A 21636-nucleotide genomic window follows, 5' to 3' on the forward strand; every position below is an offset into this window, starting at 1 on the left:
CTTGTCATCAAGTCAGGGGAAGGACGATCTTCGCCTCGGTGCCGCCGCCGGCGTGGGGCGCCACGGCGAACGTGCTGGCGCCGGACGGATACATGGCCGCCAGGCGCTCGCGCGTCACTTTGACCCCGAGGCCTTGCGCGGCATCCATCTTCCAGCCCGGCGGCAGGCCGACGCCGTCGTCGACCACGCGGATTTCGACCTGGTCGCCCACGCGCCGCGCCGACACGGTCACGCTGCCGCCGGACGCGCGCACCGAAATGCCGTGCCGGATGGCGTTTTCCACGAGCGGCTGCAACAGCAGCGACGGGACGCGCGCGTGCGCCACGTCCGGCATGACGGACACCGTGACCGCCAGGCGTTCCGCGAAGCGCATCCGGTGCAGCTCGACATAATGGTCGAGGAACTCGAGTTCGTCGGCGAGGCTCACTTCGCGCCGGTTCCGCGTGTCGAGCGTGAAGCGCAGCAGGTCGCCCAGGTGCTCGATCATCCTGCGTGCGACCCTGGGCTCGTGCTCGACGCAGGCGGAGATGCCGTTCAGCGCGTTGAACAGGAAATGGGGATCGAGCTGGGTGCGCAGCGTGTTCAGCTGGGCTTCGACGAAACCGCGTTTCAGCCGCTCGATCTGCAATTCGTCGACGAGCGCGCGCCGGTAATAGGTCAGGCCGGTCAGCGCGCCGATGATGACGCAGTAGACGAGCATGGCCCAATAAAACCAGTCGAGCAGGCCCAGCGGCTCGGCCCAGGGATTCCACGCCAGCAGCCCGAGCCGCGATTCCACGGCGGCCGCCGTCGCGACGTACAGCGCCGTCAACGCCAGTCCGCACACGGCATGGGCCGCCAGCAGGGGCAGGGGACGCCTGAACGCGGCGGCCAGGCGCCCGTGCAGGATCCTGATCAAAGGCGTCAGCAGGCCCCACAGCCAGCAATTGATGGTGACGGACAGCAGGGCGTCGACGCCGCCGCCGCGCAGGATGTACGGCAGCGCGAACACGCCGCCCGCGGCCGTCCAGGCCAGGATCGCGACGAGGGTGCGTGGGTTGCGCGGTTTCACGGGGCTATCGTTCATCGGTGAGCGGCTTGCGCCCGTTCGATGGGCGCGGCATCCGTCCTGTAACAGTGGAGTCCGGACTGTGACAAAGCCATTGTCAATATTGATTGCTGTCGGGCATTCTACCGTACTCGTCCGGCACGACAAGACCACCATGGAGACCCGCTCGATGCACCCTGCAAAATCCCATTACGAGGCCCTCGACGGCCTGCGCGGCACGGCCGCGCTCTGCGTCCTCATGTTTCACTTCTGGGAAATGGTCGTGCCCGACATCGACCACAATCCGATGGGCCATGCCTTCCTGGCCGTCGATTTCTTTTTCGCGCTGTCGGGGTTCGTCCTCGGCCACGCCTACGACGCGCGCCTGGCGCCGCATGCGCGCGGCCGCGAGGCGCTGACCCTGGCCGGGTTCTTCAAGCGCCGCCTGATCCGGCTGCATCCGATGACATTGGCGGCGCTGGCGATCAGCGTGACGGTCTATTTGCTCGACCCGTTCGTCGGCGACACCCAGCGCATCGGCGTCAAGATCTCGCTCGCGGCATTCGCGGGAACGGTCGCCCTCAGCCTGCTGTTGCTGCCGACGCCGAACGTGCCGAACAGCTTCGGCGAAACCCATTCGCTGAACGGTCCGAGCTGGACATTGTTCCAGGAATACATCGCCAACGTCTTGTATGGCCTGTTCGGGCACCGGCTGACCCGCCGCGTGCACGTTTTCCTGTGCATCGTCAGCGCCGCCGCGCTCGTGTGGACGGCGCACCATTTCAACGATCTCGGCCACGGCTGGGGCTGGGCCGACTTCTGGGCCGCCCCGGTGCGCCTCGCCTGTCCGTTCCTGATGGGGCTCCTGGTCTACCGGACGGGGTTCCGGCTGGCGGTGCCGCAGCCCTTCGTCGTCCTGTCGCTGGTGCTGGCGGCCGCCTTCGTCATGCCGCGCATGGGCAAGGTCAACGGCCTGTTCGAGGCCGGCTGCGTCATCGTCGTGTTCCCGCTGGTCCTGGCGGCGGGCGCAAGCGTGACCCGGACCGTAGGCGCGACCGGCGCGTTGTGCCGGTTCATGGGCGAGTTGTCGTACCCCGTCTACATCATCCACTACGCGTTCGTCTACCTGTTCGCGCACTGGAACTGGAGCACGCACCCGGCGCCCGCCAGGCTGGCCCTGGTGGCGGTGGGCCTGCAGGCCGGCATCGTGACCCTGGCGTATGCGCTGCTGCGCTGGTTCGACAAGCCTGTGCGCGCCTGGCTCACGCGGAAATATGCCGATCCGGCCCGCGTTCCCGCCGCCGCCGCGCGCGCGAACGCGTGAGCCGGCCGAGCCCTCACGCCATCGGGCTGCACTCCTCCGTCCCGGCCGCCATCGCCTTCAGGCGCGCCGGTTCCAGCAGCTCGACCTCGCGCTTGTCGACGCGCACGAGGCCCAGTTTCTTGAAGCGCGACAGCAGGCGGCTGATGCTCTCGATGGTCAGCCCCAGGTAGTTGCCGATGTCTTCGCGCGACATGCGCAGCTGGAAGCGCGTGGGCGAATAGCCGCGGGCGGCGTAGCGGGCGGAGAGATTCACGAGGAAGACGGCGAAGCGCTGCTCGGCCCGCATATTCCCCAGCAGGAGCATGACGTTCTGCTCGCGCGTGATTTCGCGGCTCATGATGCGGTGGAAGTGGCGCAGCAGCGCCGGCACGTGGCCGAACAGGTCTTCGAGGTGGGCGAACGGGATCTCGCACACCTCGCTGTCTTCCAGCGCGACGGCGTCGCAGTGGTGGCGGTCGGCGCTGATCGCGTCCATGCCGAGCAGTTCGCCGGCCATCTGGAAGCCGGTGATCTGGGCTTCGCCCGACGCGTTGATCTGGTACGTCTTGAAGTGGCCGAAGCGCACGGCGTACAGGTTGCGGAACGGGTCGTCCATCTTGTACAGCGGCTCGTCGCGCTCCAGGCGGCGGCGCTTGCCGATGATCTGGTCCAGGCGGTCGATGTCCGCGTTTTCCAGGCCCATCGGCAGGCACAGCTGGTGCATGCTGCAGGCCGAGCAACTGAGCTTCAATGCGGTGACATTGATCGGCTTGTCTAACGTGGTATCAGCGGTATTCATGGCAAGGACCTCGGAGTGATGCGCAGATTATAGATGCGATCCCCCCGCCGCCCGTAGGGAAATCGCGTCTTGCTTGACGTCCGTACAAGTGAACTGTCGCGTCGGCGTCAAGCGTGCGCGCCCCCGCGTTGTCAAGGACTACACTTCCGATGAAGATTTGCTAACGGGAGGGTTATGTCGGCCGAGCAGCATTCCGCTTCATCCACTTTGCATGACAAAGATGCCGCCGAGCTGTCCGACGAAGACCAGGCCCGCGCCGACTTCTACGGCCTGTTCGCGCGCCTGCTGCTGGCCCCGCCCGACGCCGCGCTGCTCGCGGCGCTGGCCGCCGCCGAACCGATCGCGGCCGCCGGCGAATTCGCCCTGGAAGACGCGTGGCTCAAGCTCACGCAGGCCGCCACGGCCGTCGACGCCGCCGCCGCGGCCGGCGAATTCGCGGCCATGTTCGTCAGCACCGGCACGCCGCCCCTGAATCCCTACGGCTCCTTCTACCTGGCGGGCCACCTGTTCGACGCGCCCCTGGCCGACCTGCGCCACGACCTCGCGCGCCTGGGCCTCGCGCGCGCGCGGGGCGTGGGCGAGTCCGAGGACCACCTCGGCGCGCTGTGCGAAACGATGCGCGTGCTGATCCAGGGCGGCCCCGGCATGCCGGCGCGAGGGCTCGCCGTGCAGAAGTCATTCTTCGAAACGCACATCCGGCCGTGGTACGCGGCCTGCGTGGCCGACGTCGCCGCGAGCCCGGATGCGAATTTCTACCGGGTCGTGGCGGGCGTCGTCGACGCCTTCCTCTCGATCGAGGCGCAGGCCTTCGCCGTGCTCGACGCCACCGACCCGATTGCCGCATGAGGACATCATGGACAAGGACAAGCAACCCGATTCCGTCCGCCGCAGCCTGTTGAAGGCCGCGCCGCTGGGCGCGCTGGCCGTCGCCGCCGCCGCGCGCGCGCGCCAGCCCGACGCGCCCGCGGCGGCCGCGGCCGCGCCGGCAGCCACGTCGCAGGGGTATCACGAAACCGAGCATATCCGGCATTACTACCGCACTGCGGCCTATTGGTAGAGGTAGAAGGTAGAGGAGAACGGCATGACCCTGGTGAAAACGACGCGCGACCCCGGCCTGAAGCGCCGCCGCTTCCTCGTCGGCGCGGGCGTGACGGCGGGCGCGGGCGCCCTCGCGCGGCATCTGCCGCTGAACGTGATCCGGCCCGCGGCCGCGGTGGGCCCCGAGCCGTCGCTGCCGGACGCGCAGATCAAGCACACCGTGTGCAGCCACTGTTCGGTGGGCTGCTCGGTGGAGGCGGTCGTCAGCAACGGCGTGTGGGTCCGCCAGGAACCGGCGTTCGATTCGCCGATCAACATGGGGGCGCACTGCGCGAAGGGCGCCTCCGTGCGCGAGCACGGCTTCGGCGAGCACCGCCTGCGCTATCCGATGAAGCTCGTGAACGGCAAGTACGAGCGCATCTCGTGGGACCAGGCCATCAATGAGATCGGCGACCGGATGCTGAAGCTGCGCGCGCAGTCCGGGCCGGACGCGCTGATGGTCATCGGCAGCTCGAAGCACAACAACGAGCAATCGTATTTGCTGCGCAAATGGGTGTCGATGTGGGGCAGTAACAACTGCGACCACCAGGCCCGCATCTGCCACTCGACGACGGTGGCCGGCGTCGCCCAGACCTACGGCTATGGCGCGATGACGAACTCGTTCAACGACCTGCACTACAGCCGCGCCGTGCTGTTCATCGGTTCCAACCCGGCCGAGGCGCACCCGATCTCGATGCTGCACTTTCTGCACGCGAAGGAACTGGGCGCGAAGATGATCGTCGTCGACCCGCGCTTCACGCGCACGGCGCGATTCGCCCATCACTACGTGCGCATCCGTCCCGGCACGGACATCGCGTTCGTGTGGGGCATGCTGTGGCACATCTTCAACAACGGCTGGGAAGACAAGGATTTCATCGCCGCGCGCACGTTCGGCATGGACGACGTGCGCAAGGAAGTGGCCAAGTGGACCCCGGACAAGGTCAGCGACGTGACGGGCGTGCCGGAAGCGTCCGTGCGCATGGCGGCCGAGATGCTGGCGACCAACCGGCCGTCGTCCGTCGTCTGGTGCATGGGCATCACCCAGCACCACGTCGGGACGGCGAACGTGCGCGCGCTGTCCATCCTGCAGCTCGCGCTGGGGAATATCGGCGTGGCGGGCGGCGGGGCCAACATCTACCGCGGCCACGACAACGTGCAGGGCGCGACGGACGTCGGCCCGAACGGCGATTCGCTGCCCGGCTACTACGGCATCGCGGAAGGCGCGTGGAAGCATTTCGCCGCCGTGTGGGGCGTCGACTACGACTGGCTGAAATCGCGTTTCGGCTCCAAGGAGCTGATGGAAAAGCCGGGCATCACGGTGTCGCGCTGGTTCGACGCGGTGCTCGAGGATAACCGCTACGTCGACCAGCCGGCCAACCTGCGCGCCGTGTTCTATTGGGGCCATGCGCCGAACAGCCAGACGCGCCTGCCGGACATGAAGGCGGCGATGCAGAAGCTCGATTTCATGGTCGTCATCGACCCGTACCCGAGCATGACGGCGGCGATGCACGGCCGCACGGACGGCGTCTACCTGCTGCCGGCCGCGTCGCAGTTCGAGACGCAGGGCTCGGTGACGGCGTCCAACCGCTCCATCCAATGGCGCGAGCGGGTGATCCAGCCGCTGTTCGAGTGCAAGACCGACCACGAGATCATGTATCTGTTCGCGCGCAAGCTGGGCTTCGGCGAGCAGCTCGTCAAGAACATCAAGCTCGTCAACAACGAACCGGTCGTCGAGGACATCCTCCGCGAGATCAACCGCTCGTGCTGGACCATCGGCTACACCGGATGCTCACCGGAGCGCCTGAAGCTGCACATGGAACACAAGCGCGACTTCAACCCGACGACGATGCGCGCCGAGACCGGCCCCTGCAAGGGCGATTACTACGGCCTGCCGTGGCCGTGCTGGGGCACGCCGGAGATGAAGCACCCGGGCACGCCGATCCTGTACGACCTGCACAAGAGCGTGGCCGAGGGCGGCCTTCCGTTCCGCGCCAACTGGGGCGTGGAGCACAACGGCGAACCCTTGCTGGCCGCCGACGGGTCGTTCACCAAGGACAGCGAGATCGACACCGGCTATCCGGAATTCGACCACGTGTTCCTCAAAAAGCTGGGCTGGTGGGCCGAGCTGACGCCGGAAGAGCAGGCGCAGGCCGAGGGCAAGAACTGGAAGACGGACCTGTCGGGCGGGATCATCCGCGTGGTGATCTCCCACGGCTGCGCGCCGTTCGGCAACGCGCGCGCCCGCTGCAACGTGTGGAACTTCCCCGATCCGGTGCCGGTGCACCGCGAGCCGATCGTCACCCCGCGACGCGACCTCGTGGCGAAGTATCCGACGTACGACGACAAGGCCGCGTTCTGGCGCCTGCCGACCTTGTACAAGTCGGTGCAGGAAGTCGACTTTTCGAAGGACTACCCGCTGATCATGACGTCGGGCCGCCTCGTCGAATTCGAGGGCGGCGGCGACGAGACCCGCTCGAACCCGTGGCTGGCCGAACTGCAGCAGCACATGTTCTGCGAGGTGAACCCGCAAGACGCCGCGCAGATCGGCGTGAAGCTGGGCGAATTCATGTGGGTGGAAACGCCCACCGGCGCCCGGCTGAAGCTGATGGCGATGGTCACGCCGCGCGTGCCCGTGGGCCTCGTGTGGATGCCGTTCCACTTCGGCGGCTGGTGGATGGGCGAGGATCTGGAAAAGCATTATCCGGAGGGCGGCGCGCCCACCGTGCGCGGCGAGGCCGTCAACGTCGGCTGGACGTACGGCTACGACGCCGTGACGATGATGCAGGAAACGAAGGTGTCGCTGTGCCGCCTGGTACGGGCGTAGGGTGGGCGGCCTCCGCCCACCAAACGTACGCATCGCGATAACGCATGGTGGGCACGGAGTGCCCACCCTACGGGAAGGAGAACGAGATGGCTCGGATGAAATTCATATGCGACACAGAGCGCTGCATCGACTGCAACGGCTGCGTGACCGCCTGCAAGAACGAGAACGAGACCCCGTGGGGCGTGAACCGCCGCCGCGTCGTCACCATCAACGACGGCGTGCCGGGCGAGCGCTCGATCTCCGTCGCGTGCATGCATTGCAGCGACGCGCCGTGCCTGGCCGTCTGTCCCGTCAACTGCATCTACCACACCGAAGACGGCATCGTCCTGCACGACAAGGACCAGTGCATCGGCTGCGGCTACTGCTATTACGCGTGCCCGTTCGGCGCGCCGCAGTTCCCGTCGACCGGCCTGTTCAACCACCGCGGCAAGATGGACAAGTGCACGTTCTGCGCCGGCGGTCCGGAGCCCGACACGTCCGAGGCCGAGTTCAAGAAGTATGGCCGCAACCGCATCGCCGAGGGCAAGCTGCCCGCGTGCGCGGAGATGTGCGGGACCAAGGCGCTGCTCGGCGGCGACGCGGGCATCATCGCGGACATCTACCGCCAGCGCGTCGAGACGCGCGGCTACGGCCCCGAGCTGTGGGGCTGGAAAATCGCCTACGGCAGGTCGAAACGGGGCGGCGACATCAAGGCGAAGGGCGATGCCCAGCGCACGAACCAGGACCTCAAGGACTCGCAGAACGACCCGGGGAGACTGCCGACATGAAGCGCATCCTCGCCCTGTGCCTGCCCCTGGCGCTGCTCGCGGGCTGCCTGGAAGTCGACCAGCATCCGAACTGGGTGCACGGCATGGTCGCCGGGAAGAAGGACGACCGCCCCATGCACCGCTACTTCCACGGCGACAAGCTGGCGTGGTGGGGCACGATCAGCAACCGCAACATGAACCAGAACGAATACAACCGGGCCAACCCGTAACAGGAGGCGACCATGTCATTCACTCTTCCATCGTTGCGGACCTTGCCGGGACCCTTGCTGGGACTCTTCCTGTCGCTGTGGCTCGTCGGCGCGGCGCACGCGGGCGTGCCGAACAACCGCGCCGAGCCCGCGTACGCCGAGGAGCAGACGATCCTGCAGGCCGAGCACGATGCGCGCACGCCCGAGCCGGGGCTGGGCTCGGCCTCGTCCGGGCGCGTCCACATCGACCGCCATTATCTGGGGCAGTACGGCGGCACGGAAGGCACCGTCATCCTCCAGCGCGGCGGCAACGTGTGGCGCGTGTGGCGCAACGGGTGGATGGCGACGACGATGGGGACGATCCTCGTCGCCGTGCTCGTCGCGATCTTCCTGTTCTACCGCGCCGTCGGCCCGGCGCGCGTGGACGAACCGGAGACGGGCCGGCGCATCGTCCGCTTCACGGACTGGGAGCGCTGGGTGCACTGGGCGACGGCCATCAGCTTCATCGTCCTCGCCGTGACGGGCCTCGTCATCATGTTCGGCAAGAAGATCCTGCTGCCGTTCGTCGGCCACGACGTGTTCGCGGGCATCGCCTACGTCTTCAAGTACCTGCACAACTTCGTGGGGCCGCTGTTCATCGTGTGCTCCGTGCTGATCTTCTTCACCTTCCTGCACCGGAACGTCTGGCGCCGCATCGACTGGCAGTGGTTCCGGCGGGGCGGGGGGATCGTCTCGCACACGCACGTCCCGGCCGGGTTCTTCAACGCGGGCGAGAAGGCGTGGTTCTGGCTGGGCGTGACCCTGCTGGGCCTCGTGATGTCGGCCACCGGCCTCGTCCTGGACTTCGTCACCTTCGGACAGACGCGCTACGTCATGCAGGTCGCGAACTACCTGCATATCGCGGGCGCCACGTTCTACATCGCGGCGGCGATGGGCCATATCTACATCGGCACGTGGGGCACGCCGGGCGCGTACGAGGCGATGCGCCACGGGACCGTCGACGCAGCGTGGGCGAAGGCGCACCACGCCGTGTGGTACGACGAAGTCGAGGCCGGCGTGGCGCCGGGCACGTTCGACGACCGCGTGCCGCCGGACCGGCCGCCGCCCGCCAACCCGCCGGCCGGCAGTCCGCCGCCGCGGCCCGCGCATTGAGGAGCGGGCGATGAAAGCGACGACGACGTGGATGGCCGTGCTGGTGCTGCTGGCCGCCGCCGGCTGCAAGCAGCACGGCGACAGCGCCCAGCGCCAGACGAAATTCCCCGGCATGGTGACGGCCGGCGGCGGCACGAGTGGCCAGGTGATGGCCGCGCACGGCGGCGCCAAGACCGACGCCACCTATGCGGGCGGCACGCCGGGCATCGCGGGCGGGAAGGGCGGCAACACGGGCGGCGCGGAGACGGGCGGTGCCGTGCACGAGACGGGCACGGGGCCCAGCCAGGGCGTGACCCCGCCCGGCGGCGCGGGCATGCCGGGCGCGACGCAGGCGGCGCCCGCCGACTACGGCAAGCCGGCCGCGCCCACGCCCGCCGAGGTGGGGCCGCGGCCGGGCGCCGTCAACCGCGACGCCAGCCACTCGGCGGCGCCGGGACGTTGAAGGAGAGCGGGATGAATCGCATGTACAGCATGGCGGCCCTGGTGTTGGCATCGGCGCTGGGCCTGGCCGCGGCGGCGGCCCGGGCCGCGCTGCCGGCGCCGACGCCCGCGCAGCAGGAGGCCGCCGCGGCCAAGAAGGCGCAGGCCGACGCCCAGGCCGCGAAGGCCAAGGAGGAACTGGCGGCGTCGATGGACGCCGTCGCGGCCCGCTGGCGCGCCCGCGCGGCGCGGCAAGGCTGGAAGCCGCATGCGCCCGTCGCGGTCGCGGCCGCCGCGCCCATCAAGAGCGAAAAGCTGGGCACCGCGCCGCCCAGCCAGGACGTGAAGGCCGGCCCGACGAAGGCCGAACCGGCCGGCACGCCGCCCACGGTCCGGAAAGACACGCCGAAGGTGCACAATCCATGAAGATGGGATCCATGCCGATCGCCGTGCTGATGCAGCGGCGGGCCGTCAAGCACCGCTGGGCCATTGAAGCCTGGGAAGCCGTCGGCGTCGTGCCCGACCGCGGCGACCTGCCGCCGCTGCAGGTGCTGAGCCAGTCGCCGGAGCGCGACTACTACCTCGTCTCCGGACTCGAACTGGAACTCTATCCGGACGAGAACGAAGGCTATTACGAGAATTGCGTGGCGCCCGAGTCGAAGGTGTTCGTGCTGTGGCGCATGCAGGACGGCCGCGCGATGCCCGTGCGGGCGTCGGTCAGCTACGTCGAGGGCACGCGCATGTTCGACTCGGGCGAACACGCGGACGGCGTGACGATGCCGGCCGAGATCTACGCCTGGCTCGCCGGCTATCTGCGCGCGCACTACGAGCCCAGGCCGCGCGGCCGCCGGCACGGATGACGGAGCGCGCCATGCCGGACGAAGGCTTCCTGCGCCGCTGGGCGCGCCGCAAGGCCGAGGCGGCGGCGGGCATCGAACCAGCGCCCGTCGCGGAGACGCCCGCGCATGCGTGTGCCGATGCGGCCGCCGCGCCGCCCGCCGCGCCGCCGGCGCCCGTGCCGCCGCCGACGATGGACGATGTCGCGCGCCTCACCGGCGATTCCGATTTCTCCGCCTTCGTCGCGCGCGGCGTCGACGCGGCCGTGCGCCGCACGGCGCTGAAAAAACTGTTCGCCGATCCGCACTTCAATACGATGGACCGGCTGGACGTCTACATCGACGATTACACGAAGCCGAGTCCCGTGTCCGACGCGATGCTCGCGTCGCTGGCGCACGCGAAGCGGGCATTGCGGCGCGCCGTCGAAGCGATGGATGCCGACGACAATCCCGACGCCGCGCGCGCGGACGATGCCGACGACACCGATAACACCGATAACACCACCTGAAACCGAGACACGATGAATATCCGCTTGATCGAAGGGCAGGGCATCCCCGCCGACCCCGTCCAGGACGAACGCGACCGCGCCGCCCGCCGCGCGGCGCTCGCCGCGCTGGCCGACCTGCCGTCGCCCGAACCGCTCGACACCGTCGGCTACCGCTCGGCCGGCCGCACGCTCGTCGTCGGCACCCGCGCGGACGCGCTGCCGTGGGCCGAGCGCCTGTCGGCCGCGCTGCCCGTGACGGCCGTGCTGCTGGACGACGCCGGCGACGACACGACGCCGCGCCTGTTCCCCGTGTTCGCGGTGCGCGCGCTCGTCCTGACGGGCTGGCTCGGGGCGTTCGACGCGACGTGGCAGGCGCCAGGAACGGCGCCGGAGCATGCGCGCTTCGACCTCGTGCTCGACCTGGGCGCCAGTCCGCAGATCGCCACGCACCAGCGCCCGCACGGCTATTTTTGTCCCGGACCGGATGCGGCGGCGCGCGTGGCCGCCGTCGACGCGCTCGTCGACATGGTCGGGGAATTCGAGAAACCCAAGTACTTCGCGTACAAGGAGCGCCTGTGCGCGCACGGCCGCAACCGCAAGCATGGCTGCAACGCGTGCGTCGAGATCTGCTCGGCGGGCGCCATCGCGGACGCGGGCGACCTGATCGCCGTGAACCCCTACCTGTGCGCCGGCTGCGGCGCGTGCACGACCGTCTGTCCCACGGGCGCGCTGGGCTACGCCTATCCCGCTGCGGCGCACACGGGCACGCGCATCAAGACGCTGCTGAACGCCTTCGCGCAGGCGGGCGGGCGCGATCCGGTCGTGCTCGTGCACGGTCCGGAAGGCGCGGCGCTGCTCGGGCAACTGGATGCCGTGCCGGGACGCGTACTGCCGCTGGGCGTGCATCACACGGCGTCGACGGGCATCGATCTTTGGCTTGCGGCGCTGGCCTGGGGCGCGGCGGGCGTCGTCGTGGTGACGACGGATGCCGAGGCGCCGCAGTACGCGGCCGCGCTGGACGAACAGATGGCCATCGCGCAAACCGTCATGACGGGCCTGGGCTACGCGGGTCCGCACGTGCGCCGGCTGCGCGCGACCGACGCGGACGAACTGGCGGCGGCACTGCAGCAGGCGCCGCGCGGCGAGGTGCCCGCGCGGCGGGCCGGCTTCAACGTCGCGGCGGACAAGCGCAACACGCTCGACTACGCGCTCGAGCACCTGCTGCGCGAGGCGCCGCGGCCGGTCGACGAGATCGCGCTGCCGGCGGGCAGTCCGTTCGGGGCGCTCGATGTCGATGCGGGCAAGTGCAGCCTGTGCATGGCGTGCGTGGGCGCGTGTCCGGCGTCCGCGCTGCAGGACGGGCAGAACGCGCCGCAGCTGCGCTTCATCGAAAAGAACTGCGTGCAGTGCGCTCTGTGCGCCGACACGTGTCCCGAGGACGCGATCCGGCTCGTCCCCCGGCTGTCGTTCCGCGACTCCCGCAAGCAGCCGGTCGTGCTGAACGAAACGCAGCCGTTCCACTGCATCCGCTGCGCCAAGCCGTTCGGCACGGTGCGCATGGTCGAGAGCATGCTGGCGCGCCTGGCGGGCCATCCGGCGTTTGCGGGCCACCTCGACCGCATGCGCATGTGCGGCGACTGCCGCGTGATCGACATGCTGACCCCCACGGACGAACAGACCATCGACCGGGCGCGCGAACTGCGGCGGCGCTGACGGCGCGTCATCCTTGCGCCGTGCGGCCGTGGCAAAATGGCGCGGACCGCACACCGGCACGGGCACTCACGAGGTGCCCGTGCCACATGACAAAAAGGAGACGACGATGGCAACCCCGTACGAGCGCTTCATCCGCGCACGCGACTTCCTGCAACGACACCGCACCGACTACGCGACGGCGTACCGCGATTACGAGCCGCCCGTGCTCGACGAATTCAACTGGGCCCTCGATTATTTCGATGTCCAGGCGCGCGGCAATGCGCTGCCCGCGTTGTGGGTCGTGGAAGAAGACGGCAGCGAACGCAAGATCACCTTTGCCGACATGGCGGCGCGCTCGAACCGGGTCGCGAACTGGCTGCGCGCTGCAGGCGTGCGGCGCGGCGACCGCGTGCTGCTGATGCTGCCGAACCGCGTGGAACTGTGGGAGATCATGCTCGCGGGGATCAAGCTGGGGGCCGTGCTTGTGCCCACGACGATGCTCGTGTCCAGCCACGACCTGGCGGACCGGCTGCAGCGGGGCCGCGTGCGCCACGTGATCGCCCAGGCGTCGGAGACGCACAAGTTCGCGGACGTCGCCGGCGATTGCACGGGCATCGCCGTCGGCGCGGGTGCCGCTGCCGCTATCGCGGGCTGGCTCGATTATGCCGACAGCGCCACGGCGTCTGCGGATTTCTCGCCGGACGGCGTCACCCGGGCCACCGATCCGCTGCTGCTGTACTTCACGTCCGGCACGACAGCGAAGCCGAAGCTCGTGCTGCACAGCCACCAGAGCTACCCGGTCGGCCATTTGTCGACGATGTACTGGATCGGCTTGTCTCCCGGCGACGTGCACTGGAACATCAGCTCGCCCGGCTGGGCCAAGCATGCGTGGAGCTGCTTTTTCGCGCCGTGGAACGCCGGAGCCACCGTGTTCGTCTACAACTACGAGCGCTTTTCCGCGCGCGCCTGCCTGGACACGATCGTGCGCTGCGGCGTCACGTCGCTGTGCGCGCCGCCGACCGTGTGGCGCATGATGATCAAGGAAGACCTCGCGCAATGGCGGCCGCCGCTGCGCGAGCTGGTCGGGGCGGGCGAGCCGCTCAATCCGGAAGTCATCGAGCAGGTCGAGCGCGCGTGGGGCATCCGCATCCGCGACGGCTTCGGCCAGTCCGAGACCACCTGCCAGATCGGCAATCCGCCGGGCCAGCCCGTCAAGCCGGGATCGATGGGCCGGCCGCTGCCCGGCTACCGCGTCGCGCTGCTCGACGTGGACGACCGGCCGGCGCCGGAGGGCGAGATCGCGCTGCGCCTCGATCCGGCGCCGCAGGGCCTGATGCTGTGCTACGAAAACGACGACGCGAAGACGCGCGACGTGATGCGCCGCGGCCACTACCACACGGGCGACACGGCGCGCGTGGACGAGGACGGCTATTACTTCTACGTAGGCCGCAACGACGACGTGTTCAAGTCCTCCGACTACCGCATCAGCCCGTTCGAGCTGGAGAGCGTGCTGATCGAGCATCCGGACGTGCTGGAAGCCGCGATCGTCCCGAGCCCGGACCCGGTGCGCCTGGCCGTGCCGAAAGCGTTCATCGCGCTGCGGCCCGGCGTGGAACCGACGCGTGAACTGGCCGCCGCCATCTTCGCGTTCGCGCGCGACCGGCTCGCGCCCTACCAGCGCATCCGCCGCATCGCGTTCACGGAATTGCCGAAGACGATCTCCGGCAAGATCCGCCGCGTAGAATTGCGCAAGGCCGAGGCGTCTGGCGAACACGCGGGCATGGAGTTCCGCGACGAGCCGTGAGGCCGCCGAGTGCGCTACGATAGTGGCGTGCGGCAGACATGCCACGATCCGATCCATAATAATCGCTGTCCCCCAACCGAACGCCGACCGATGAGCCCCTCCGCCCGACCGTCCCCATCGCAGCAGGCCGCCGACAAGCCGCCCAAGGCAGCCAAGGCGGCCAAGGCGGCCAAGACGGTCGCCTACGAGGTGCGCAAATCGCCCGTGCACGGCAATGGCGTGTTCGCGCTGCGTCCGATCGCGGCGGGCGAGCGCATCATCGAATACCGCGGCGAACGCATCACGTGGGACGAAGCGACGCGCCGGGCCGCCGAGCGGGGCGGTCCGGTCAATCACACATTCTACTTCAGCCTGGCCGACGGCAACGTGATCGACGGCGGCCGGCGCGGCAACGACGCCCGCTGGATCAACCATGCCTGCGAACCCAACTGCGAAGCCTACGAAGACGACGGCCGCGTGTACATCCACGCGCTGCGCGACATCGACGCGGGCGAGGAACTGAACTACAACTACGCGCTCATCTACGACGAGCGCCACACGCCCGCGTTGAAGCGGCTGTTCGCCTGCCGCTGCGGCACCCCGGCGTGCACGGGCACGATGCTGGCGCCGAAGAAGCGCAGCCGCAAGACCGCCGGCGCCACGACCTGAGGCAACCGCTGCGGCCGGCGTTACTATCCGGCAACGCGTAGAATACCGACATACCCATCGCGGGAACAACGAGAACCGCCGAACCGCCCATGAAACCCGTCGTCCAAAGCCTGCTCGAAACCGATCTCTATAAATTCACCATGTGGCAGGCCCTGCTGCACATGCACCCGAACGCCATCGGCGAATACGAGTTCAAGTGCCGCAACACGCCGGCCTATCCGCTGGCCGAACTGAAAGAGGAGGTCGAACGCGAGTTGGACCATCTGTGCACGCTGATGTTCAGCGAGGACGAGGTCGATTACATGAGGTCCCTGCGCTTCATCAAAAGCGACTTCGCCGACTTCCTCACCTTGTTCCGTTTCCAGCGCAAATTCATCCACGTCGAAACGGACGGGCCGCACCTGCGCATCCGCGCGACCGGGCCGATCGTGCACGTGATGGGGTTCGAGATCTTCGTGCTGTACATCGTCAACGAGCTGTACTTCCGCCGCTTCGACAAGGAGGCCGCCCTCGCGGAGGCGCGCCAGCGGCTGGCGCAGAAGATCGCCGAGTTCCGCGCCTTCGACGAGGAACCCAAGCGCGCCAATCCGTTCGAGTTCTTCGATTTCGGCGTGCGCCGCCGTTTCTCGGGCGACTGGCACGCGGAAGTCGTCGCCACCCTCGCGCGCGAGCTGCCGCAGTTTTTCAAGGGCACGTCGAACGTCTACCTCGCGAAGAAATTCGACCTGGTGCCGATCGGGACGATGGCGCACGAATACATGCAGGCGTTCCAGTCGTTCGACGTCCGGCTGCGCGATTTCCAGAAGAAGGCGCTGGAAGACTGGGTGCAGGAATACCGCGGCGACCTGGGGACGGCGCTGACGGACGTCGTCGGCATGGACGCCTTCCTGCGCGACTTCGACCTGTATTTCGCCAAGCTGTTCGACGGCCTGCGCCACGATTCCGGCGATCCGGTGGAGTGGGGCGAAAAAGCCATCGCGCACTACGCCAGGCTGCGCATCGACGCGCGCACGAAGCGGCTCGTGTTTTCGGACGCGCTCACCGTGCCCAGGGCCCTGAGCCTGTACCGCCACTTCGCCGACCGGGTGCAGACCGGCTTCGGCATCGGCACCAAGTTGACGAACGACACGCAGTTCGAGCCGCTGAACATCGTCATGAAGCTCACGCGCTGCAACGGCCAGCCCGTCGCCAAGCTGTCCGACAGCCCCGGCAAGGGTTTTTCCACCGACGAGACGTTCATCGCGTATCTGCGCCAGGTGTTCGACCAGCACATCTGACGCCGGCGCCGGCTACGCGCCGGTCCCGACGTTCTCCGCGCCCAGCGCTCGCCGCAAATCGTCCACGGTGGCCGGCTTGGTCAGGTGCAGGTCGAACGCGGCCGTGTCGACCGGCGAGTGCGCAGCCACGCCCGCCTGCCGGCCGTAGCCGGTGAGGGCCGCCAGCCGCAGCGGCTGGCCGTCCGCCGCGCGGCGCATGGCGGCGGCGAGGGTGTAGCCGTCCATATCGGGCAGGCCGATGTCAAGGATCGCGGCGTCCGGCGGCCAGTCCGCCTGCACGTCCAGCGCGGCCGCCGCCGTGTGCGCTGTGCGGACGTCGTGCCCCAGCTGGCGCAGCACGGCGGCCGTGAGGGCGGCGGCGTCCTCGTTGTCGTCCACGACCAGCACCTTGAGCGGCGCCGCGTCCGCGTGCGCGGCGGGCGGCGCGGCGCCCGCGGCGGGCGTGCCGAGCGGCAGCCGGATCTCGAAGCGGCTGCCCCGGCCCGGGCCGTCGCTGTGGGCGCTCACGCGGCCGCCGTGCAGCTCGACGATGCGGCGCACGATGGCGAGCCCGAGTCCCAGGCCGCTGTGGCGCACGAGCGGTTGCGGCGCCTGGTAGAACGGTTCGAACACGCGCTCCGCCAGCGTGGCGTCCATGCCGATGCCGTTGTCGCTCACGGCGAGGCGGGCTTCACCGTCCACGCACTCGAGGACGATGCGCGTGTCCGTGCTGCCGAAGCGGGCCGCGTTCGACAGCAGGTTGCCCAGCACCTGGACGAGCCGGTGCTCGTCGCCGTCGACCCACAGCGCGTCCGGCACGTCCAGGCGGACCGGCTGGTCCGGCAAGGCGGCGACGGCATGGCGCGCGACGGCCGCCAGGTCGACCGGCGCGCTTTCGATGCGCAGCTTGCCGGACGCGATGCGCGACACGTCGAGCAGGTCGTCGACGAGATGCTTCAGGTGCGCCACCTGGCGCCGCATGATGCCGCGTTCGCGCCGGCTGCCTTCGTCGTTGCGCAGGTCCATCAGGTCGAGCGCGCCGGCGATGGGGGCGAGCGGATTGCGCAGTTCGTGGCCCAGCACGGCCAGGAATTCGTCCTTGGCGCGCCCGGCCTGGCGCGCCTGGTCGAGCGCTTCCTCGCGTTTGGCGAGGACCTGGGCGAGCGTGTCCATCAGGCTGCCCCGTTCCCGCTCGTGTGCGGCGCGCTGCGCCCCGGCTTCCCGCAATGCCGCGCCCATCGCGTCGATCTCGCGGATGCGCGAACGCGGCACGGCCAGGTCGGCGCCGGCGCCGAGGGCCGCGAAGCCCGTCTCGAGGGTACCGATGCGACGCACGATACGTCCCGCCAGCAGCGAAGCGAGCCCGATGGAAAGCGCGAGCGACAGCACGATGCCCGCTGCGTACCAGACGAATCCCTGCGTCGCGCCGCCGGCCCAGCCCATGGGCGGCGCGCCGACCGCGACCGTCCAGCCGTAGCGCGACATCCGCGTATAGGCCGTCGCCACGGCCTCGCCTTCGATGGTGCGGGTGGCGCCCACGCCTTCCGGGCCGTTCAGGCGGATCAGCCGCGCCAGCGTCGGACTGGGCGGGGAGCCCGCGCGGTCCTGCTCTCCGCTCGAGCGGGCGACGATCGTGCCGTCGCTGTCCAGCACCGTGATCATCGAGCCCGCCGGCACCTGCTGGCGCGCGATCACGCGCACGACGCGGTCGGGTTGCACGACGGCCGTCAGCACGTAGGCATGGCCGGCGGCGTCGATCGCGGGATAGCGCACGGGCACGGCGGGACGTCCGCCCTTGCCGCGCGTGAGATGGCCGATGACGGGACGGCGCAGCACGAGCGCCAGGCGCAGGCTGGCGGGATCGGCGACGGGTTGCGGCGGTGCGTCCAGCGGCGCCGTCGTGCGGAACAGCATGCGGCCCTGGGCGTCGGCCAGGATCACGCCCAGCCATTCCGGCTGCGCCAGGGCCTGGTCGCGGGCGATGGGGTAGAAGGCGCGCACGTCGCCCTCGTCGAGCGCGGGCGTGCGCGCCATGCTGGCGAGCGTGGCGACGGTGCCGTCCAGTTCCGCGTCGACGGCGCTCGACAGCGCGCGGGCCAGGTCCAGCAGTGTGCGTTGCTGTTCGCTCTGGTGGTACTCGGCGGCCAGGTGCACGCTCCATGCGCCCAGCGCGGCCAGCGGCAGCAGGCCGATCGCCGTCAGCAGGATCAGCAGATGGCGCAGCGACAGCGTGGGCGCGCGTTGAGCGTGCATGGGAAGTCCGGAATCCAAAGCGAACCATTATACGCGGGGCCGGACGGCCGCCGCCGCTTGCACATTCGCCGCCGGCGCCTATGCTGCAAGGATGGCGCGGGCGGGATGGCGGCCGCCTCCCGCCGGGTTCGCCGGGGCGGAGGGTGCGATGACGCCGATGAAACCTGAAGTGCTGGACGGCCTCGCGGCCGCCCTGCGGGGCCCCGTGCTGCGGCCGGGCGACCCGGACTACGATGGCGCGCGGCAGATCTGGAACGCGATGATCGACCGCCGGCCGGCGCTGATCGCGCGCTGCGCCGGCACGGCCGACGTGTGCACGGCCGTCGCGTTCGCGCGCGACTACGGCCTGCCGCTGGCCGTGCGCGCCGGCGGCCACAATATCGCCGGCAATGCCATGTGCGACGACGGGCTCGTGATCGACCTGTCCGGCATGCGCGCCGTGCACGTCGATCCAGACGCGCGCCTCGCCTACGTCGACGGCGGCGCGCTGCTGGCCGACATCGACCACGAGACGCAGGCCTGCGGCCTGGCCGTCCCGCTCGGCATCAATTCGACGACGGGCGTGGCCGGCCTCACGCTGGGCGGCGGCTTCGGCTGGCTGTCGCGCATGCTGGGCCTGACGGTGGACAGCCTCGTGGGCGCTGAAATCGTCACGGCCGACGCGCGCCGGCGCCACGTCGGGCCGCGCCAGGAGCCGGACCTGTTCTGGGCGCTGCGCGGCGGCGGCGGCAACTTCGGCGTCGTCACGCGCTTCGAGTTCGCGCTGCACGCGGCCGGACCGTCCGTCACGGCCGGGCTGATCGTGTTCGCGGCCGCGCAGGGCAGGGAGGTGCTGCGCCGCTACCGCGACCTCGTGGACACGCTCCCGAACGACGTCTCGATCTGGGCCGTGCTGCGCCGGGCGCCGCCGCTGCCGTTCCTGCCGCCGGACGTGCACGGCCAGGACATCGTCGCGCTGGCCGTGTTCTCGCCCCGCCCGCCGGACGAGGCGCTGGCGGCCATCGCGCCCGTGCGGACGTTCGGCGCCGTGCTGGGCGAGCACGTCGGCGCGGTGCCGTACGCGGCCTGGCAGAAGACGTTCGACCCGCTGCTGGCGCCGGGCGCGCGCAATTACTGGAAATCGCACAACTTCACGGCCCTGTCCGACGACGCGATCGACGTCGTGCTCCGTTACGCCGCCAGCGTGCCGACGCCGCAGTGCGAGATCTTCCTGGGTCTCATCGGCGGCCGCGCCAACGAGCCCGCCGCCGACGCGACGGCCTACCCGCACCGCAACGTGACGTATGCGATGAACGTGCACGGCCGCTGGACCGACGCGGCCGACGACGCCCGCTGCGTGGGCTGGGCCCGCGACTTCTTCGCGGCGGTGGCGCCGTATGCGGCGGGCAGCGTCTACATCAACTTCCTCACCCAGGACGAAGCGTCGCGCATCCGTGACGCGTACGGGCCGAACTGGGACCGGCTCGTGCAGGTCAAGCAGCGCTACGACCCGGACAACCTGTTCCGCTTCAATCACAACATCCCGCCGGCCGGATAACCGCGCTCACGCGGCCGATACTCCCACGGTATTCCCGTCAGTACTACAGATCGGGGCCGCGATCCGTTCCAGTGCGCTCGGCGCTGTGCCTTAGGTGAGCGCCCATGCCATGGCGCCAAGGCTGGCCACCGCGACCAACCAGACCGCGGATCGCAACATCGGAATACCGCTGACGTATGCCGGAACGTAGGCGGCACGCGCAATCAGGAAGACGGTCGCAGCATTGGCGACCAAGCCGGCCGTGTGTCCTTTCGCTACGGCGAGCAAAGCCAAGCCAAGAAAAAGCGGTAAGGATTCCAGCATATTATTCTTCGCTCGCTCAAGCCGCCCTCCTGCGATGCTGAGCGGCGGCGCATTGTCCCGGTTCCCGATGATCGCCCGCAGGTCGAATCCGAAGCGCGATGTCTCCTGCAGGAACAACTGGACCATGTATAACCCAAGTACGAGCAGAATCGTTGTTGTCAAGTCCACGTGACTCCCTACGGTTGTCTGTGAAGCGGCTGTAGAGTCAGCTGCCTGGGGCGCACGCATCTCGCCCCAAAAGTAGCTGGTTCTAACCGTGGCTATTGTCTTCAGGCAGTTCAAATGAACGCGACATTTGAACGATACCAATGGCGAATTGCATCGGCAATCTTCCGCCAACGCGAAATTGAACAGCCACTGTTCAATATCCACGATGTGTGGCGTTCGCACGTGGCGTCTCAGGCTGATCGATGCATTTTCAAAACATTTTCAAACAGCCGCGAAGGAGTCCTATCGACCCAAAGCGGACCTAGCAACGTTATGTCTGACTGAAGTTTAGCGAACTTGGCCCAACCATTTTTCGACTAGCCTCGGAATGACGCTTGTGGCGTTGCCGCGTAAAAAATTGAATCCGAACGGGACTTTGCCGATATCCAAACAGTTAAGAACCTTCTCGGCGCGCCCGCGCGCCACCTTCACCAGCGAAGCTGCCGGATAGACAGACAGTGAAGTTCCGACTACAAGGACTTTCGCAGCGGAAGCGACGTGCTGGCGTGCCTCTTCAATATGCTGAACATTTTCACCAAACCATACGATGTCTGGACGGAGCTGTGAACCGTCTTCGCAAAGTTGCCCTAGTGCGATCGGGGCCGAACCAATGCGATAGCGCTTAGGCGAATCCGATGTACCTCTTGCGTATGAGAGTTGACCGTGGAGGTGAACTATTTTGGTAGAGCCAGCCAGTTCGTGCAGATCATCAACATTTTGTGTGATCACTACAACGTCATATGCCGCTTCTAGGGATGCGATAGCTTCATGAGCAGCGTTCGGTACAGCCTCTGACGCCTTTGCGCGGCGCTCGTTGTAAAAGGCCAGCACAGCTTCTGGTCGAGTCTTCCAGCCCTCAGGAGACGCAACTTCATGCCAAGAATATTCATTCCAAAGCCCGTTGCAATCACGAAATGTCGGAAGCCCAGAGCCTGTCAGATTTTCTGTGTGAACCGGGGTCATGAAATAATGCCGAAAGGACTGTTCCATGACCGAAGTGATGAGCACTAAAAAGCCCAAGAAACAAAAAGCTGCGTACCTGTTCCCGGTCGAGC

The 21636-nt window shown here is 68.5% G+C and carries 21 protein-coding genes; 16 read left to right on the forward strand and 5 right to left on the reverse strand.

Annotation, left to right across the window (positions count from 1 at the left end; translation table 11 throughout):
• Positions 1 to 7: 7 nt before the first annotated feature.
• Positions 8 to 1051, reverse strand: a complete 1044-nt coding sequence (locus tag ISF28_RS31105) for a sensor histidine kinase (protein WP_198120086.1) — start codon at positions 1049 to 1051, stop codon at positions 8 to 10.
• Between the two features lie 166 nt (positions 1052 to 1217).
• Between ISF28_RS31105 and ISF28_RS26045 the strand changes: the two genes are divergently transcribed.
• A complete protein-coding gene (locus ISF28_RS26045) occupies positions 1218 to 2351 on the forward strand; it encodes an acyltransferase family protein (protein WP_198120087.1) in 1134 nt (377 codons plus the stop codon).
• A gap of 13 nt (positions 2352 to 2364) precedes the next feature.
• Here ISF28_RS26045 and fnr read toward each other — a convergent pair whose 3' ends face one another.
• Complete coding sequence (gene fnr / locus ISF28_RS26050) at positions 2365 to 3129, reverse strand: fumarate/nitrate reduction transcriptional regulator Fnr (RefSeq protein WP_198120088.1); 765 nt, start codon at positions 3127 to 3129, stop codon at positions 2365 to 2367.
• A gap of 207 nt (positions 3130 to 3336) precedes the next feature.
• Here fnr and ISF28_RS26055 point away from each other — a divergent pair, with 207 nt between their 5' ends.
• The 14 genes from ISF28_RS26055 to pncB all read left to right on the forward strand — a co-directional run bounded on the left by ISF28_RS26055 (position 3337) and on the right by pncB (position 16302).
• On the forward strand, positions 3337 to 3975 hold the full coding sequence (locus ISF28_RS26055) for a TorD/DmsD family molecular chaperone (RefSeq protein WP_229519397.1): 639 nt from the start codon (positions 3337 to 3339) through the stop codon (positions 3973 to 3975).
• A 7-nt stretch (positions 3976 to 3982) separates the two neighbouring features.
• Positions 3983 to 4186 carry a formate dehydrogenase gene (locus ISF28_RS26060; protein ID WP_198120090.1) on the forward strand — a complete coding sequence of 68 codons (204 nt, stop codon included), beginning with the start codon at positions 3983 to 3985 and terminating at the stop codon, positions 4184 to 4186.
• 24 nt (positions 4187 to 4210) lie between these two features.
• Positions 4211 to 7030, forward strand: a complete 2820-nt coding sequence (locus ISF28_RS26065; RefSeq protein WP_198120091.1) for a molybdopterin-dependent oxidoreductase — start codon at positions 4211 to 4213, stop codon at positions 7028 to 7030.
• 86 nt (positions 7031 to 7116) lie between these two features.
• Positions 7117 to 7797, forward strand: coding sequence for a formate dehydrogenase FDH3 subunit beta (gene fdh3B, locus ISF28_RS26070; protein ID WP_198120092.1), 681 nt, complete (start codon positions 7117 to 7119; stop codon positions 7795 to 7797).
• On the forward strand, positions 7794 to 8006 hold the full coding sequence (locus ISF28_RS26075) for a hypothetical protein (RefSeq protein ID WP_198120093.1): 213 nt from the start codon (positions 7794 to 7796) through the stop codon (positions 8004 to 8006). Before fdh3B ends, ISF28_RS26075 begins: the two co-directional genes overlap by 4 nt.
• Positions 8007 to 8018: 12 nt before the next feature.
• Positions 8019 to 9137, forward strand: a complete 1119-nt coding sequence (locus tag ISF28_RS26080) for a formate dehydrogenase subunit gamma (protein WP_198120094.1) — start codon at positions 8019 to 8021, stop codon at positions 9135 to 9137.
• A gap of 10 nt (positions 9138 to 9147) precedes the next feature.
• Complete coding sequence (locus ISF28_RS26085) at positions 9148 to 9579, forward strand: hypothetical protein (protein ID WP_198120095.1); 432 nt, start codon at positions 9148 to 9150, stop codon at positions 9577 to 9579.
• A gap of 11 nt (positions 9580 to 9590) precedes the next feature.
• The gene (locus tag ISF28_RS26090; RefSeq protein ID WP_229519398.1) at positions 9591 to 9983 is read left to right on the forward strand and encodes a hypothetical protein; all 393 of its coding nucleotides are present in this window, start codon (positions 9591 to 9593) and stop codon (positions 9981 to 9983) included.
• Positions 9980 to 10417 carry a DUF3305 domain-containing protein gene (locus ISF28_RS26095; protein WP_198120096.1) on the forward strand — a complete coding sequence of 146 codons (438 nt, stop codon included), beginning with the start codon at positions 9980 to 9982 and terminating at the stop codon, positions 10415 to 10417. The genes ISF28_RS26090 and ISF28_RS26095 overlap by 4 nt, the downstream gene beginning before the upstream one ends.
• Before the next feature lie 11 nt (positions 10418 to 10428).
• Positions 10429 to 10902 (forward strand): DUF3306 domain-containing protein, encoded by a 474-nt coding sequence (locus ISF28_RS26100; RefSeq protein WP_198120097.1) that lies wholly within the window; start codon positions 10429 to 10431, stop codon positions 10900 to 10902.
• 12 nt (positions 10903 to 10914) lie between these two features.
• Positions 10915 to 12594 carry a 4Fe-4S binding protein gene (locus ISF28_RS26105; RefSeq protein ID WP_198120098.1) on the forward strand — a complete coding sequence of 560 codons (1680 nt, stop codon included), beginning with the start codon at positions 10915 to 10917 and terminating at the stop codon, positions 12592 to 12594.
• A 106-nt stretch (positions 12595 to 12700) separates the two neighbouring features.
• The gene (locus ISF28_RS26110) at positions 12701 to 14377 is read left to right on the forward strand and encodes an AMP-binding protein (protein ID WP_198120099.1); all 1677 of its coding nucleotides are present in this window, start codon (positions 12701 to 12703) and stop codon (positions 14375 to 14377) included.
• A gap of 90 nt (positions 14378 to 14467) precedes the next feature.
• On the forward strand, positions 14468 to 15025 hold the full coding sequence (locus tag ISF28_RS26115; protein WP_198120100.1) for an SET domain-containing protein: 558 nt from the start codon (positions 14468 to 14470) through the stop codon (positions 15023 to 15025).
• Positions 15026 to 15114: 89 nt separating this feature from the next.
• Positions 15115 to 16302, forward strand: coding sequence for a nicotinate phosphoribosyltransferase (pncB, locus tag ISF28_RS26120; protein ID WP_198120101.1), 1188 nt, complete (start codon positions 15115 to 15117; stop codon positions 16300 to 16302).
• A gap of 12 nt (positions 16303 to 16314) precedes the next feature.
• Here the strand turns inward: pncB and ISF28_RS26125 are convergent, their stop codons facing one another.
• Entirely contained in the window at positions 16315 to 18534 is a 2220-nt protein-coding gene (locus ISF28_RS26125; protein WP_198120102.1) for a hybrid sensor histidine kinase/response regulator, read from the reverse strand.
• 148 nt (positions 18535 to 18682) lie between these two features.
• On the opposite strand from ISF28_RS26125, the gene ISF28_RS26130 reads away from it, so the two are divergent.
• Positions 18683 to 20071, forward strand: a complete 1389-nt coding sequence (locus ISF28_RS26130) for an FAD-binding oxidoreductase (RefSeq protein ID WP_198120103.1) — start codon at positions 18683 to 18685, stop codon at positions 20069 to 20071.
• Between the two features lie 90 nt (positions 20072 to 20161).
• Here the strand turns inward: ISF28_RS26130 and ISF28_RS30760 are convergent, their stop codons facing one another.
• Complete coding sequence (locus tag ISF28_RS30760) at positions 20162 to 20746, reverse strand: MAPEG family protein (RefSeq protein ID WP_198120104.1); 585 nt, start codon at positions 20744 to 20746, stop codon at positions 20162 to 20164.
• A 123-nt stretch (positions 20747 to 20869) separates the two neighbouring features.
• The coding region (locus ISF28_RS26140; RefSeq protein ID WP_307727474.1) for an SIR2 family NAD-dependent protein deacylase at positions 20870 to 21636 on the reverse strand (767 nt) is incomplete at its 5' end.

It is taken from the genome of Massilia rhizosphaerae (assembly GCF_016093545.1).
Taxonomy (GTDB): Bacteria; Pseudomonadota; Gammaproteobacteria; order Burkholderiales; family Burkholderiaceae_D; genus Telluria; species Telluria rhizosphaerae.